Annotated in this window: 15 protein-coding genes; 9 read left to right on the forward strand and 6 right to left on the reverse strand. The window is 62.6% G+C overall.

Annotated features, from left to right (window positions below; all coding sequences use genetic code 11):
- Position 1 precedes the first annotated feature (1 nt).
- Positions 2-358, reverse strand: coding sequence for a hydroxyisourate hydrolase (gene uraH, locus BUA69_RS16385; protein ID WP_046134260.1), 357 nt, complete (start codon positions 356-358; stop codon positions 2-4).
- A gap of 169 nt (positions 359-527) precedes the next feature.
- Here uraH and puuE point away from each other — a divergent pair, with 169 nt between their 5' ends.
- Entirely contained in the window at positions 528-1943 is a 1416-nt protein-coding gene (puuE, locus tag BUA69_RS16390; protein ID WP_046134261.1) for an allantoinase PuuE, read from the forward strand.
- Positions 1944-2019: 76 nt separating this feature from the next.
- Here the strand turns inward: puuE and BUA69_RS21075 are convergent, their stop codons facing one another.
- The 3 genes from BUA69_RS21075 to BUA69_RS16400 all read right to left on the reverse strand — a co-directional run bounded on the left by BUA69_RS21075 (position 2020) and on the right by BUA69_RS16400 (position 3186).
- Complete coding sequence (locus BUA69_RS21075; RefSeq protein WP_160300106.1) at positions 2020-2196, reverse strand: hypothetical protein; 177 nt, start codon at positions 2194-2196, stop codon at positions 2020-2022.
- A 28-nt stretch (positions 2197-2224) separates the two neighbouring features.
- On the reverse strand, positions 2225-2587 hold the full coding sequence (locus BUA69_RS16395) for a VOC family protein (RefSeq protein ID WP_046134262.1): 363 nt from the start codon (positions 2585-2587) through the stop codon (positions 2225-2227).
- Positions 2588-2733: 146 nt separating this feature from the next.
- Complete coding sequence (locus tag BUA69_RS16400; RefSeq protein WP_046134263.1) at positions 2734-3186, reverse strand: SRPBCC family protein; 453 nt, start codon at positions 3184-3186, stop codon at positions 2734-2736.
- A gap of 50 nt (positions 3187-3236) precedes the next feature.
- Between BUA69_RS16400 and BUA69_RS16405 the strand changes: the two genes are divergently transcribed.
- The 8 genes from BUA69_RS16405 to BUA69_RS16440 all read left to right on the forward strand — a co-directional run bounded on the left by BUA69_RS16405 (position 3237) and on the right by BUA69_RS16440 (position 9804).
- A complete protein-coding gene (locus BUA69_RS16405; protein ID WP_046134264.1) occupies positions 3237-3560 on the forward strand; it encodes an ArsR/SmtB family transcription factor in 324 nt (107 codons plus the stop codon).
- Positions 3561-3614: 54 nt separating this feature from the next.
- Positions 3615-4301 carry a glutathione S-transferase family protein gene (locus BUA69_RS16410; RefSeq protein WP_046134265.1) on the forward strand — a complete coding sequence of 229 codons (687 nt, stop codon included), beginning with the start codon at positions 3615-3617 and terminating at the stop codon, positions 4299-4301.
- Between the two features lie 65 nt (positions 4302-4366).
- Complete coding sequence (locus tag BUA69_RS16415) at positions 4367-5188, forward strand: bifunctional allantoicase/(S)-ureidoglycine aminohydrolase (protein ID WP_046134266.1); 822 nt, start codon at positions 4367-4369, stop codon at positions 5186-5188.
- 2 nt (positions 5189-5190) lie between these two features.
- Positions 5191-5685 carry an ureidoglycolate lyase gene (locus BUA69_RS16420; RefSeq protein WP_046134267.1) on the forward strand — a complete coding sequence of 165 codons (495 nt, stop codon included), beginning with the start codon at positions 5191-5193 and terminating at the stop codon, positions 5683-5685.
- Positions 5686-5798: 113 nt separating this feature from the next.
- Entirely contained in the window at positions 5799-6590 is a 792-nt protein-coding gene (locus tag BUA69_RS16425) for an META domain-containing protein (RefSeq protein ID WP_052950407.1), read from the forward strand.
- Between the two features lie 50 nt (positions 6591-6640).
- Positions 6641-7264, forward strand: a complete 624-nt coding sequence (locus BUA69_RS16430; RefSeq protein WP_046134278.1) for a nucleoside deaminase — start codon at positions 6641-6643, stop codon at positions 7262-7264.
- A gap of 323 nt (positions 7265-7587) precedes the next feature.
- On the forward strand, positions 7588-8364 hold the full coding sequence (gene otsB / locus BUA69_RS16435; RefSeq protein ID WP_046134268.1) for a trehalose-phosphatase: 777 nt from the start codon (positions 7588-7590) through the stop codon (positions 8362-8364).
- Between the two features lie 21 nt (positions 8365-8385).
- Positions 8386-9804 (forward strand): alpha,alpha-trehalose-phosphate synthase (UDP-forming), encoded by a 1419-nt coding sequence (locus BUA69_RS16440; protein ID WP_046134269.1) that lies wholly within the window; start codon positions 8386-8388, stop codon positions 9802-9804.
- Between the two features lie 42 nt (positions 9805-9846).
- Here the strand turns inward: BUA69_RS16440 and BUA69_RS16445 are convergent, their stop codons facing one another.
- Both BUA69_RS16445 and BUA69_RS16450 read right to left on the reverse strand, forming a co-directional pair.
- A complete protein-coding gene (locus BUA69_RS16445; protein ID WP_046134270.1) occupies positions 9847-10731 on the reverse strand; it encodes a 2-dehydropantoate 2-reductase in 885 nt (294 codons plus the stop codon).
- Positions 10732-10833: 102 nt separating this feature from the next.
- The gene (locus BUA69_RS16450) at positions 10834-12402 is read right to left on the reverse strand and encodes a DEAD/DEAH box helicase (protein WP_052950408.1); all 1569 of its coding nucleotides are present in this window, start codon (positions 12400-12402) and stop codon (positions 10834-10836) included.
- Between the last annotated feature and the right edge of the window lie 581 nt (positions 12403-12983).

Below are 12983 nucleotides of genomic sequence, written 5' to 3' on the forward strand. Positions count from 1 at the left end.
CTCAGCTCCCGCGATAGGTCGAATAGGCGAAGGGGCTCACCAGAAGAGGCACATGATAGTGCTTGTCCTCGCTAATGGTGAAACGAACCGGCACCACGTCGAGGAACGGGTTTTCCAGCTCGACGCCCAATCGCTCGAAATACTGCCCGACGTGAAAATGGATCTCGAACTCGCCATGCTGAAACTGGTCTGCATCCAGCAGCGGCTGGTCTACACGACCATCGGCATTGGTATAACCTTCACTGATGTGGTGGGTATGATCGCCATGGACATAGAGCAAATCGAGTCGCATACCGCGTGCCGGTTTGCCATGCATCGTGTCCAAAACATGAGTCGTCAGGCGTCCAGAACCCGCCATATGCTGCCATCCTCGTTGTCCCCGGGAATTGAGACTATCGCAAATCTGTCATGTTCCAAGGGGGTATGGCGCGATTTTTTACCAAGTGGTCCACTTTCACGAGTATTGCCACCTCGCGCTGCCACGCTAAACTGTTTTCAAACTTGCCACATCAGGAGCCAATAGGCCGATGCGCTACCCTCGCGATATGCACGGCTACGGCCAGACCCCTCCCAATGCCAACTGGCCTGGCGGCGCCCACGTCGCGGTACAATTTGTGGTCAATTACGAAGAAGGTGGCGAAAACAACATCCTGCATGGCGACGCGGCGTCCGAGGCGTTTCTGGTCGACGTCGTTGGCGCGGCCCCTTGGCCCGACAAGCGCCACTGGAACGTTGAGTCCATGTACGAATATGGCGCGCGGGCCGGTTTCTGGCGGCTGCACCGCTTGTTTACCGAAGCCGATCTGCCGGTCACGGTTTATGGCGTCGCCAGCGCCCTCATGCGCGCCCCTGCTCAGCTTGCCGCCATGCAGGACGCCGGCTGGGAAATCGCCAGCCACGGCTACAAATGGGTCGAGCACAAGGACATGGCGCCCGACACCGAGCGGCAACAGATCGCCGAGGCCATCCGCATCCACACCATCGCCACCGGCGAACGCCCACGCGGCTGGTACACTGGGCGCTGCTCGCTCAATACCGTCGATCTCGTCTCCGAAGCCGGTGGCTTCGCTTATGTGTCCGACACCTACGATGACGACCTGCCCTATTGGCGTGTGCATCAGGGGCGCCCGCAACTGATCATTCCCTATACGCTCAGCGCCAATGACATGCGCTTCGTCACCGCCTCGGGCTTTGACAATGGCGAGGAATATTTCCAGTTCCTCAAGGACAGCTTCGACGTCCTCTATGCCGAGGGCCAGGCCGGCTCCCCCAAGATGATGTCCATCGGCCTGCACTGCCGCCTTGTCGGCCAGCCCGGTCGCTATCAGGGCCTCAAGAAATTCGTCGACTACATCAGGAGCTTCGACAAGGTCTGGGTGCCGACGCGCCTGCAGATTGCCGAGCACTGGGCGAAAGAGCACCCTTATGTCGCGCCGGAGGTCATCCCCTCCCAACTCGACAAGCCCGATTTTGTTGCCCGCTATGGCTCGATTTTCGAGCACTCGCCATGGATCGCCGAGCGCGCCTGGGAGGGTGAACTGGCACCAGCCAACGACACCGCCATCGGGTTGCAATTTGCGCTGCGCACTCAATTCCGGTTGGCGACACAGGAGGAACGCCTCGCCGTGCTGCGCGCCCACCCGGATCTGGCCGGCAAGCTCGCCGCCGCCAAGCGGCTGACCGAAGCCTCCTCCCAAGAACAGGCCTCGGCCGGCCTCGATGCGTTGACCGATACGGAACGGGCACGGTTCACCGAGTTGAACACCGCCTATGTGGAGAAGTTCGGCTTCCCCTTCATCATTGCCGTGCGCGACAACACCAAGGCCTCGATCCTCGCCGCGTTCGAGCAGCGCATCGCTAACTCAGCCGAGGCAGAGTTTGCGACGGCCTGTGCGCAGGTGGAACGGATCGCTCTGCTGCGGTTGAAGGCAGTGTTGCCTTGAGCAAATTCAGGGCGTCACCCTCGGGCTTGTGTGCAGGAAGGAACGCAGAGGCGACCGCGTAATAATCCAGCGTCCGCTAGCCGTTGTGATCGTCGGGGTCGAAACCGATTTCGTCACTGTCCCGGAACAGGCCGAGCAGCAGCGCCACAAGGCCCAGCCAGGGCATGTTGTGCTGGAGCCAGGCGTGGGGCGCGACCCCGATATGGGCGGACTGGCGGGACATGAACCCACCATCCGCCCAAAGCTTGAACATTTGGTAACCCTAACAAAATGGGCTGGCCTCACCAGGCGTCGGGTTCGCGCACCATGTGGACTATCCCAGCCGGATTGAAGAACCAGCCACCGCGGAAACCCTCGCCCAGATCCTCGATGGCGTCATTGCGCAAGACGCCATCCATTGTCAGTTGTTCGGCCGCCCTGGGAAAGTCCGGCGTGAACAGTTCCAACCAGACTTCAGCCTGCGAATGGCCCTTGGCCTCATCAATCCAGAGCTGATTTGGCCCATGAATGAACCCGACATTGCCGGGCTTGTCGGTAATGGGCTGGAGCCCCAGCGTATCGCGATAGAAGGCGACGGTGGCTTCGTATTGATGGGTCGGCACCTTCATCGCTATATTGATGCCGCCTTCGATGGTCTTGGTCATCTGGTTTCTCTCCTTGGGATTATTGTGGTGATCCCCGGGCCCCGCTGTTCTTTGCACGCGCAGTTCGTCACCTGATCGGTGCGCTCACGATCTGCGAGCGCGCGCCGGCGGAGCGGCCGACGGGTACGGGCAGCTCAGCCCCGCCCCTACTTGTAAAAGCCCTCGCGCAGGTTGATGCCGTGCTCGATATAGGCCTTGAGCGCGCACAGCATGCCGGTCCAGCCCTCGCAATTGCCCATCGCGGCCTTGAGGCCCGCAGCGCTTTCGCGCCAGCCTTTTTCCTCGATCGTCACCAGGGTACGGCCGTCTTCGAGGCCGGCAAAGCTCATGACCACTGTTGTGTCATAGGCGGGACCACCATCGCCGGCGGCCTCCCAGTGCAGCACGATTTCCTTGTCCGGCACCACCCGCTCGACCCGCACCGGAAAGGCGCCGGGGAAGTCGGCAAAGTCCCAGGTCACCGTTGCGCCACTCTCGAGCCGTCCGACCGCGCCGCCGGTGGTGAAATAGCCCGACAGCTTGGCCGGATCGGCCACCGCCTCGAACACGTCATGCACCCGCTTGGCGATGCGGCCACTCACCCTAAAATCATATGCCATATCGCTCTCCTGCGCTTGACTGTCCATACGATATGTTATAAAAATATAACATGTCAACCGAAGACGAAAACGACGCGATTTTCAAGGCATTGAGCCATCGTGCCCGCCGGCAGATCCTCGATCTGCTGAAAGCTCAACCACGCACGACCGGCATGCTCTGCGACCTGATCCCGGAGCTGGATCGCTGCACGGTGATGCAGCATCTCAAGGTGCTGGAAGATGCCGGGCTGCTGGTCGCCGAGCGACGGGGCCGCGAGCGCTGGAACCATCTCGACGCCCTGCCCATCCACGCCATCCATGAGCGCTGGATCGGCCCCTATGCCGCCTATGCCAGCGCCATGCTGAGCCGCCTCAAGCAACAGGTGGAGGCCTGACGGCTTGCGGAGCGCCATCGCGACAGGCTAGAGCCAAGGTCGAGGAGGCCCGCCATGTACACCCTGATCGTCGGCAACAAGAATTACTCGTCCTGGTCGCTGCGCCCCTGGCTGCTGCTGCGCATGCTGAACATTCCGTTCAACGAACGGCTGCAGCCCTTTGTCGACTACGGCAGCCATGACCAGTTCCGCCAATTCTCGCCGACCGGCCGTGTACCGCTGCTGACAGACGGCGACACCAGCGTCTGGGACTCCCTTGCCATCGCCGAATATGCGGCCGAAGACCATCCGCTGGTATGGCCCGCCGACCGGACTGCCCGCGCCTTCGCCCGCTCCATAGCTGCCGAAATGCACTCCGGCTTTTCGGCCCTGCGCAATGTTTGCACCATGAATTGCGGCCTGCGGATCGACCTGAACGAGCGCTCCCCAGCTCTGGAACAGGACCTGGCCCGGATCGACGAAATCTGGTGCGAGGGGCTGTCGCGTTTCGGCGGCCCATTCCTTGCCGGCCAGCAGTTCACCGCCGCCGATGCCTTCTATGCCCCGGTGGCGATGCGCCTGCAAACCTATGGCATCACCCTCAGCCCGGCAGCAGCTGACTATGGCAAGCGCCTGCTGTCCCTGCCGCCCATGGTGGAATGGTACGAAGCCGGGTTGGCTGAGATTTGGCGCGAGCCGGTGCATGAGCAGGAAGCCCGGGCAGCTGGAAAAATCACGCAGGATCTGCGCCGCACGGCCTAGCCAGAGCGCGCCGGACCTGCCACGTTTGCACCAACAACCAAGCAAGAACACTAGGCCGTAGACCCATGGCGAACTCCCCTTACGCATTTCCCGCCGCTGGCTTGCCGCCACAGACGGCCCTGTTGACCGGTCGTGCCGTCTTCACCGAGGCCTATGCGGTGATCCCGCGCGGCGTGATGAGCGACATCGTCACCAGCTATCTGCCCCATTGGCACGAAACCCGCGCCTGGGTGATTGCCCGCCCGTTGTCAGGCTTTTCCGAGACCTTCTCGCAATACATCATGGAAGTCCTGCCCGGTGGCGGCAGTGACCAGCCGGAGCCGAACCAGCAGGCCGAGGGCGTGCTGTTCGTGGTCGATGGCGAGGCCAACGTCAACATCGATGGCAAGGCGCATCTGCTCTCGCCCGGTGGTTATGCCTTCCTGCCGCCCGGCAGCCATTGGACCCTGCACAATCGTGGTGCGGTGCCGACCCGCTTTCATTGGGTGCGCAAGTGCTATGAGCCAGTCGAGGGCATTCCCGCGCCGGAAGCCTTCGTCACCAATGAGCAAAACGAACCGATCCGCTGGATGGCCGGCACCAACGAGACCTGGGGCACCACCCGTTTCGTCGAGCCGACCGACCTGCGCCATGACATGCACGTCAACATTGTCACGCTCGAGGCTGGCGCGGTTATCCCGTTCGAGGAAACCCATGTGATGGAGCATGGCCTCTACGTGCTCGAGGGCAAGGCGGTCTACAAGCTCAACCAGGACTGGGTCGAGGTGGAAGCCGGCGATTTCATGTGGCTGCGTGCCTTCTGCCCGCAATGCTGTTACGCCGGCCCCGGCCGCTTCCGCTACCTGCTCTACAAGGACGTCAATCGCCATATGAAGCTGGGCTTCTAGCCATGGCCGATATCGATATCGAGCCCCTGACCGCCGAGACTTTCGCGCCGTTCGGCCAGGTCATCTGGATTGATGACGCCCACCATTACCCGATCAATAACGGCATGACCGAGCGCTATCACGATCTGGCGCGGGTCGAGCTGGGTGGGGTGCATCCGCGCCCGCTGATCTCGATCTTTCGCGGCCAACCCTATGCCTTGCCGCTGGCGCTGACACTGGTGGAGCGCCACCCGCTGGGCAGCCAGGCGTTTTATCCACTATCGCCGCATCCGTTCCTGGTCATCGTCGCGCTAGATCATGCCGGCATTCCGGGCACACCGCGCGCCTTCATCACTGCGCCCGGCCAGGGCGTCAATATCGCCATGAACACCTGGCACGGGGTGCTGACCCCACTTGAGGCGGAGGCGGATTTCCTCGTCGTCGATCGGGGCGGCGATGGCAATAATCTGGAAGAGCATCACTTCAAGACGCCCTATCTGGTACGTCTGCCCGCCTAAGCTCTTTACCTTGCGGGGTAAAATAGCGCCCCCTGCACTCGAAACCGGGCGAGCATTGGCCTATTCTGCGCGGTGAAGTCGGCTCTGGCCGGCGTGACGGCAAGGAGCGATCCATGTTTGCCTCGATCTGCAGGCGCCTCGGCACCGCATTGCTGATGCTGTTGCTGGCGGTTTCCGCCGCCAGCGCCATCGACAATGCCATCACCTTCACCGGCGAAGTGACCTATCGTGAGCGCATTGCCTTGCCACCCAACGCAGAACTGCGCGTCACGCTGATGTCGCTCGCCGAAGCCCGCCCAAAGGAAGTGGTCGGCGCCAGCGCCGTGATCCCCGCCATCGGCCAGGTACCCCTGCAATTCACCCTCAATGTCCGCAGCGACGCCATCAGAGGCAGCCAATACGGTCTCAAGGCCGAAATCCTGTCGGGGGGTGCCGTCGTTTTCCGCAATCCCGTGCCGGTCCCTGTCGATCCCGCTGCGCCCCTATCGGCGCGCATCATCGTCAACCTAGTCCCACCCAGCATAAGCAATGAACCGGAGCTCATCGTGCCAGCCGAACTCGAAGTCACCACCGACTTGTTCGATACCATTTGGCAGGTGCAGTCCATCGCGGGCAAGAGCGTGCTGGGCGCCACCAAGGTTTCGCTTTCCATCGCCCCGGATCGCCGGGCAGGCGGCAATGGCGGCTGCAATAACTACTTCACCGAGGCAATGTTCGACGGCCCGATGCTGAGCTTCGGCCCTATTGCAGGCACCCGCATGGCCTGCGGAGGACCAGTTATGGCGCAGGAGGCGACGTTCTTCGCTGCGCTGCAAGCCACCACCGGGTATGAACTGGCCGATGCTACGCTCCACTTGCTCGATGCCGACGGCAAGCGGTTGGTACGTCTGTCGCGCGGCCAGTAGCCACGCTGATCGTCTCGCGCTAGCCTTGTGACACTGGACAAGGGGCCATGATGGACACCGCTGCACTGATTTCGCGACTGCTCGACGTCATCGAGACCGATATCGCGCCAGTCACCCGCAAGGGTGTGGCGCGTGGCAACAAGCTGTTCGGCGCGGCGATCCTGCGGAAATCGGACCTGTCAGTGGTGGTGGCCGAAACCAATAACGAGATCGAAAATCCGCTCTGGCATGGCGAAATGCACGCCATCAAGCGCTTCTTCGAACTTGATCCGGCCGAGCGTCCCGACGTCGGGGACTGCCTGTTCCTCGCGACGCACGAGCCTTGCTCGCTGTGCCTGTCGGGCATCACCTGGTCGGGCTTTGACAATTTCTATTATCTGTTCAGCTACGAGGACACTCGCGACAGCTTTGCCATCCCCCATGACATCGCCATCCTCAAGGCGATCTATGCGGTGCCCGAGCCGGAAACAGGTACCGTCTCACCGGATCGCCCGCTCTATAACCGCAGCAACCAATATTGGCACAGCCACAACATCGCGCAGATGATCGCCAGCCTCGATCGCGGTAATCGCGAAGCGCTGCTGTCCCGTTTCGACGATCTCAACGCGCTCTATGCCGATCTCTCGGCGATTTATCAAAACAACAAGGGCGCGCACGGTATTGCGCTGGCGTGACCCATTATCGAACTGAAACGATCTCGCTGCGCGGCACTTCCGCAAACGAGGCGGCGAGTGTCAGCACACTCAGGGCGAGCGCAAACAGGACGGTGAGCATTATCTGCGACATGGCGGCCTTTTCCGATGGTTTGAGGGGCCGCGCCTGACGCGGCCTTCCAGTCCCTCATCGCATTGACAATTACCGCCTGCCGAGTGAACGCCTGTCCAATGGCCGATTAACGCGCCGTTCAGAATGCATGCCGCTGCATGGCAGCCATGAGCACCGAACCTTTTGCTCCGCCGCGCGTTGGGTCAGGATCATCCAATCAAGGGCGGTTCCCATGTCAGAGCTCGATCACGCGGCTTCGCCGTTTCCCACGCGCCTTGCCATCTTCACCGATTTCGACGGTACGCTGGTTGAGATTGCCGAGAGTCCCGACGACATTGATGTGCCCGTCTCACTGGCGCACCAGCTGGAACGTGCCGCCCGTGAATTCGACAGCGCCTTCGCTGTCATCACCGGGCGCGAAATCGAAGATATCGACCGCTACCTGGCGCCGCTGCTGCTGCCGGTTGCCGGCGCCCATGGCACCCAGCGCCGCCGCGCCGATGGTACACTGGAGCCCATTGATCCAGCTGCGCTGATCGGTTCGGAATTCATCGCTCAGGCCGTGGCGCCGCTGGTCATGGCCAATCCGTCACTTATCGTTGAGGCCAAGGAAGGCGCCGTCGCTCTGCATTTCCGCCAGGCCCCCGAGTTGGAAGCAGAATGCCTGATGATCATGCAGGAAGCTCTGCAGGACCTGCCCGATTTTACCCTGGTGCCCGGCAAGATGGTGATTGAAGCCCGCCCGCGCGGCGTCACCAAGGGCACCGCGCTGCGGGCGTTCATGGCCGAGGAGCCCTTTGTGGGGCGCACCCCGATCTTCATCGGCGACGACACCACCGATGAAGACGCCTTTCTCGCGGCGCAGGATCTCGGCGGTATCGGCATCAAGCTGGGCGCTGGCGATACCGCCGCGCGCATGCGCATCGCCGATGTCGCTTCCGTCCATGCCCTGATTCAAGGGCTGGGCGATATCGCCGCGCGTGAGCGCGAGGACATCATCCATCACTAGAGTGAAATTTAAGGGACGAATATGAGCCGACTGATCATCGTTTCCAACCGTACGCCGGGCAAGGGTCCGGCAGCCGGCGGCTTGGCTGTCGCGCTGCGCAAGACTTTGGCAGAACGTGACGGATTCTGGTTTGGCTGGTCTGGCAAGCTGGTGGATGCCCCTGAAGCCGAAGCGCGGTTCGAAGAGATCGATGGCCTGACCGTGGCTCAGATCGACCTCACTCGCAACGACCACCATGCCTACTATGCCGGCTTCTCCAACTCGATCCTGTGGCCCAGCTTCCACCTGCGGCTCGACCTCGCCACCATCGAGGGGCATTGGTACGAGGGATATCGTCGGGTCAATGCCCAGTTCGCCAAGGCCTTGCGTCCGCTGCTGCGGAAGGACGATGTGATCTGGGTGCATGACTATCACCTGATACCGCTGGCCAGCGAGCTTCGCCATCTGGGGCTGCGCAACCGGATGGGTTTTTATCTCCATATCCCTTTTCCCACGACCGATGCGCTCTATGCCATTCCGCACCACAATGAACTGATGCGTGACCTGTCACGCTACGACATTGTCGGTATGCAGGCGCAGCGTGACGTGGCAGCGTTCACCGAGTTTTCCGATCACCAATCGCCGTCCTCGCTGTCGGGACCGCCGCTGAAATCGGTCAATTTCTCGACCACCGAAGTGGCCGCCTTCCCCATCGGCTCCGATCCGGAAGCCTTCGCCAGGCTCTCGGTCACGCCCGCCGCCACCAAGATGGTCAAGCGAATGGAACGCGCCATGGGCGACCAGAAGCTTATCCTTGGCGTCGACCGCCTGGACTATTCAAAGGGTCTGCCACAACGGGTGGAGGCCTATGAAAAGCTCCTGGCCAACAACGCACAGTTCCGCCGCAACGTGCATTTGCTCCAGGTGGCCCCGCCATCGCGGGACACGATCAAAGAATATCAGGAGACCAGCGACACGCTCGACGCCATGTGCGGCCACGTCATGGGTCGCTTTGCCGAGCCTGACTGGCAGCCGCTGACCTATGTGAAGCGCGCCTATGGCCAACCCAGCCTGGCTGGGCTGTACCGGTTGGCCCGGGTCGGGCTGGTCACGCCCCTCCGTGATGGCATGAACCTCGTTGCCCACGAATATGTTGCTTCGCAGAACCCGGAAGATCCGGGCGTGCTGGTGCTATCGCGCTTTGCTGGCGCCGCCGAGATTTTCGAGGAGGCTCTGCAGGTCAATCCATTCGATACCGATGAAACGGCTGAAGCCCTGCGCCTCGCTCTGGAAATGCCGCTCGATGAGCGCAAGGCGCGCTGGCAATCGCTGATGGCGGCTGCCCGCCGACACAATATCGACAACTGGGCGACCTCCTTCCTCGGTCGTCTGAGCCCTGAGGCGGCACAAGAAGAGGGCGGTGCGGCGCGCGACATATTGTACTTGGCGTCAGTGGCTTGAGGCGTCACCTGCCGGCTCTGCCGCCGGTGCGGGCGGCACGAGCTAGGTCTGGACCCAGGGGCTGCCCGAGGCGTTGAGCAGGGTGACCATCAGCGCATTCATTGGCGTGGCAATGCCATGCCTGGCGCCAAGCCGGACGATCACCCCATTGCGCGCCTCGATTTCCATCGCGCGTCCGGCCAACCTGTCAGCCTGCATCGAATTGCTAGAGGTCGGCGGTGCATTGCGGGCGGCGTCGACGACGGACTCGATGACGCTCTGAGCGATCGTGGCGCCTTCGGCCCGCGCTACGGCAGCGCATTCCTCGACCAGCGCGCGGATGAGGGCTTCGAGTTCGGGTGTCCACACCGCGCCGGTGCCCCGCTGGGTCAGCGTGGGCACCGCCCCCGCGCAGTTCAGACACAGCTTGGCCCAGGCTCGGGACTGGAAATCGGCATCGCTGGCAATGGCGATCCTGCAGCCGGCAAACAGTGCCACGAAGTCATCGCCATTCCGCCCGACGGGCACGGCCATGCTGCCATAGAGGCCTTGTGCGTAACGCCCGGGCGATAGCCGCGAGGCTGGAAAGTCGACCACCACCGGCACGATGCGCTCGGCCGGCAGCAGGTGGGCAAAGCGCTGGATATGTTCGACGCCATTTTGCAGCACGGCGACCCGGGTTTGTGGCCCAACCAGCCGGTCGAGCCACGTCTGGGCCGAGGCAATGTCGTAGGTCTTGATCGTCACCAGCACCCAATCGAGCGGTATCGCGTCGGCGGGATCGGTCAAGACGGTCGGCGTGGCGGTCAGCGTGCCATCGGGTGTCTGCAGGCTGATGCTGTCGAGCGGCGAGCGGGCGCACACCGTCACCGCATGATCCGGGTTCTGCCCCAGCCACGCCGCCATGGTGCCGCCAATGGCGCCCGGCCCGATAATCGCGATATTCATGAGTCGTCTCCGCCTGAGCCCTGCTGAGGGGTGCCATACCACCGCCGAAAAAGCAAAAAAGGCGACCCGAGGGCCGCCCTTTTCAATCAATATCTCAGTGCCTTACGAGGCAGCACGGCCGCGATTGCGGTCGGCATTGGAACGGCCATTGGTACGGGCCGCGTCCTTCTGCGACTTGCCCCAACGCTGCTTGGGCTTGCTGGGAGCAGCGCCGATCGGCTTGCCGGTTTCCATGTCACGACGCACGCGGTTGACCTGGCCTTCCGGGCGGGCCCGCGGGGCTTCGCTGGCAGGACGGGTGCGCGACGCTTCAGGCTGACGGGCGCGCGGCGCGTCCGACGGCTGGTGATGCGGCTGGGGCTGGCCACGGCCACCCTTGTCGTCGCCAAAGGCGGCGAAGGGGCGGCGTTCGGCCGGCGAACGACGGTCGGCCTGGGGCGCCGATTTGGGATTGCGTGCATTGCGCGGCCCCGGACGATTGCCGGCAGCCTTGTAGGCCGAACGCGGTGCTTCGACCACGCCGGTATCATTGGCCAGGTGCAGATCGCCGGTATAGGGCAAGGTGCGGCGGATCAGGCGTTCGACGTCGCGCAGCTTGCCGCGCTCGGTGCCGTCACACAGGGTGATGGCAATGCCCGAAGCGCCGTTACGGCCAGTACGGCCGATACGGTGGACGTAGTTTTCCGGATCATCAGGCAGCTCGTAGTTCACGACATGGGTGATGCCGGGAACGTCGATGCCGCGGGCCGCGATATCGGTGGCGACGAGAATGCGAACGGTGCTGCTGGAGAAGCCCTTGAGGGCCGCCTGGCGGGCGTTCTGGCTCTTGTTGCCATGGATCGCAGCAGCCTTGTGGCCATCGATCTCGAGATTCTTGGCGACGCGATCGGCACCATGCTTGGTGCGCGAGAAGATGATGACGCGTTCCATACCTTCGGCTTCGTCGGCGAGGAGCTGATTGAGCACGCCGCGCTTGGCCTTGGCACCCGAGAGGATCACGCGCTGGTCGATCTTGACCACGGTTGAGCCGGCAACCGACGCATCGACACGCACAGGATCCTGCAACAGGGTCTTGGCGAGATCGGCAACTTCGGGAGCCATGGTGGCCGAGAACATCATGGTATGGCGCTTCATGCCGATCGCCTTGACGATATGGCGCACCGGGGCAATGAAGCCCATGTCCAGCATCCGGTCGGCTTCGTCCAGCACCAGCCACCGGGTCTCGGCCAGCTTGATCTTGCCGTCGTCCATCAGGTCCTTGAGGCGGCCCGGAGTGGCAACGACGATATCGACGCCGCGCTCGAGGCGCTTGACCTGATGGTAGCGCGACACGCCGCCCAGCAGCAGCACGGTATCGAGCTTCATCTTGGAGCCGGCGAACTTGCGGATGCTCTCGTCGATCTGGACAGCCAGTTCGCGGGTCGGCGCCAGGATCAGCGCACGGGTGGTCATCGGGCGCGGCCGCCCGGTCAGGGTCAGGATGCCAGCCAGGATCGGCAGGCCAAAGGCAGCGGTCTTGCCGGAGCCGGTCTGGGCAATGCCCATCATGTCCTTGCCCTCAAGGAGCTTGGGAATGGCCTGGGACTGGATCTTGGTGGGCTCGGTGAAGCCGGCAGCGGTGAGGCTGTCAGTCAGAATGGTCGGCAGGCCGAGGGAGATAAAATCAGACAATATGAATACTTTCGGTTCATGCGCCACATGGCGCGGTCCCGTGCGCAGAACCAAAGCAGCGCACAGAACGCCAACGGCAAGCCGGTGGCGGTTTCAACAGGGGCATCGGCGATAAAAAGGGAGATATCGCGCGGGTGCTGGCTCAGACCCGGACAATTCATCCGGGTTGACTTCGCCGCTCACCGCATTGGTCGATAAGAAGAGAAGTCCGTCACGATAGGCTGGCGCCAGCGGGTCCATTGAAGGCCCATGCGCCGGTGACGATGGCTCTATGTGGCGCAAACGCCCCAAAATAGCAAGTTCATTCACCGTCGCCGCCCGCATGGCTGGGATGCAGGCGTGACTGGGCGCCGCCCGGCAATTGCGGCGGTTGCTGATTGCGATACATGCGGCGAGACGGGCCTCATGAGTTTGGTAATATGCGAGACACCGCCTCGCCGCATGCCATGGGTTTTCTGGAACGAGCCAAGGACCCACCTTTTGAGCTTAGGCGGATGCACAAAGCCTGGACCCAAGGGGAGGCGAAATCCCCCCTCTCCCATCTGCTCCCCACGGACCGTTTCGCGCGGCCCCGCAAGTGT

Origin of the sequence: Devosia limi DSM 17137 (genome assembly GCF_900128975.1) — a bacterium.
GTDB classification, from domain to species: Bacteria; Pseudomonadota; Alphaproteobacteria; order Rhizobiales; family Devosiaceae; genus Devosia; species Devosia limi.

Coding starts and splice junctions, on each gene's coding strand:
- uraH (WP_046134260.1), bottom strand. CDS start 358: ATGGCGGGTTCTGGACGCCTGACGACTCATGTTTTGGACACGATGCAT.
- puuE (WP_046134261.1), top strand. CDS start 528: ATGCGCTACCCTCGCGATATGCACGGCTACGGCCAGACCCCTCCCAAT.
- BUA69_RS21075 (WP_160300106.1), bottom strand. CDS start 2,196: ATGTTCAAGCTTTGGGCGGATGGTGGGTTCATGTCCCGCCAGTCCGCC.
- BUA69_RS16395 (WP_046134262.1), bottom strand. CDS start 2,587: ATGACCAAGACCATCGAAGGCGGCATCAATATAGCGATGAAGGTGCCG.
- BUA69_RS16400 (WP_046134263.1), bottom strand. CDS start 3,186: ATGGCATATGATTTTAGGGTGAGTGGCCGCATCGCCAAGCGGGTGCAT.
- BUA69_RS16405 (WP_046134264.1), top strand. CDS start 3,237: ATGTCAACCGAAGACGAAAACGACGCGATTTTCAAGGCATTGAGCCAT.
- BUA69_RS16410 (WP_046134265.1), top strand. CDS start 3,615: ATGTACACCCTGATCGTCGGCAACAAGAATTACTCGTCCTGGTCGCTG.
- BUA69_RS16415 (WP_046134266.1), top strand. CDS start 4,367: ATGGCGAACTCCCCTTACGCATTTCCCGCCGCTGGCTTGCCGCCACAG.
- BUA69_RS16420 (WP_046134267.1), top strand. CDS start 5,191: ATGGCCGATATCGATATCGAGCCCCTGACCGCCGAGACTTTCGCGCCG.
- BUA69_RS16425 (WP_052950407.1), top strand. CDS start 5,799: ATGTTTGCCTCGATCTGCAGGCGCCTCGGCACCGCATTGCTGATGCTG.
- BUA69_RS16430 (WP_046134278.1), top strand. CDS start 6,641: ATGGACACCGCTGCACTGATTTCGCGACTGCTCGACGTCATCGAGACC.
- otsB (WP_046134268.1), top strand. CDS start 7,588: ATGTCAGAGCTCGATCACGCGGCTTCGCCGTTTCCCACGCGCCTTGCC.
- BUA69_RS16440 (WP_046134269.1), top strand. CDS start 8,386: ATGAGCCGACTGATCATCGTTTCCAACCGTACGCCGGGCAAGGGTCCG.
- BUA69_RS16445 (WP_046134270.1), bottom strand. CDS start 10,731: ATGAATATCGCGATTATCGGGCCGGGCGCCATTGGCGGCACCATGGCG.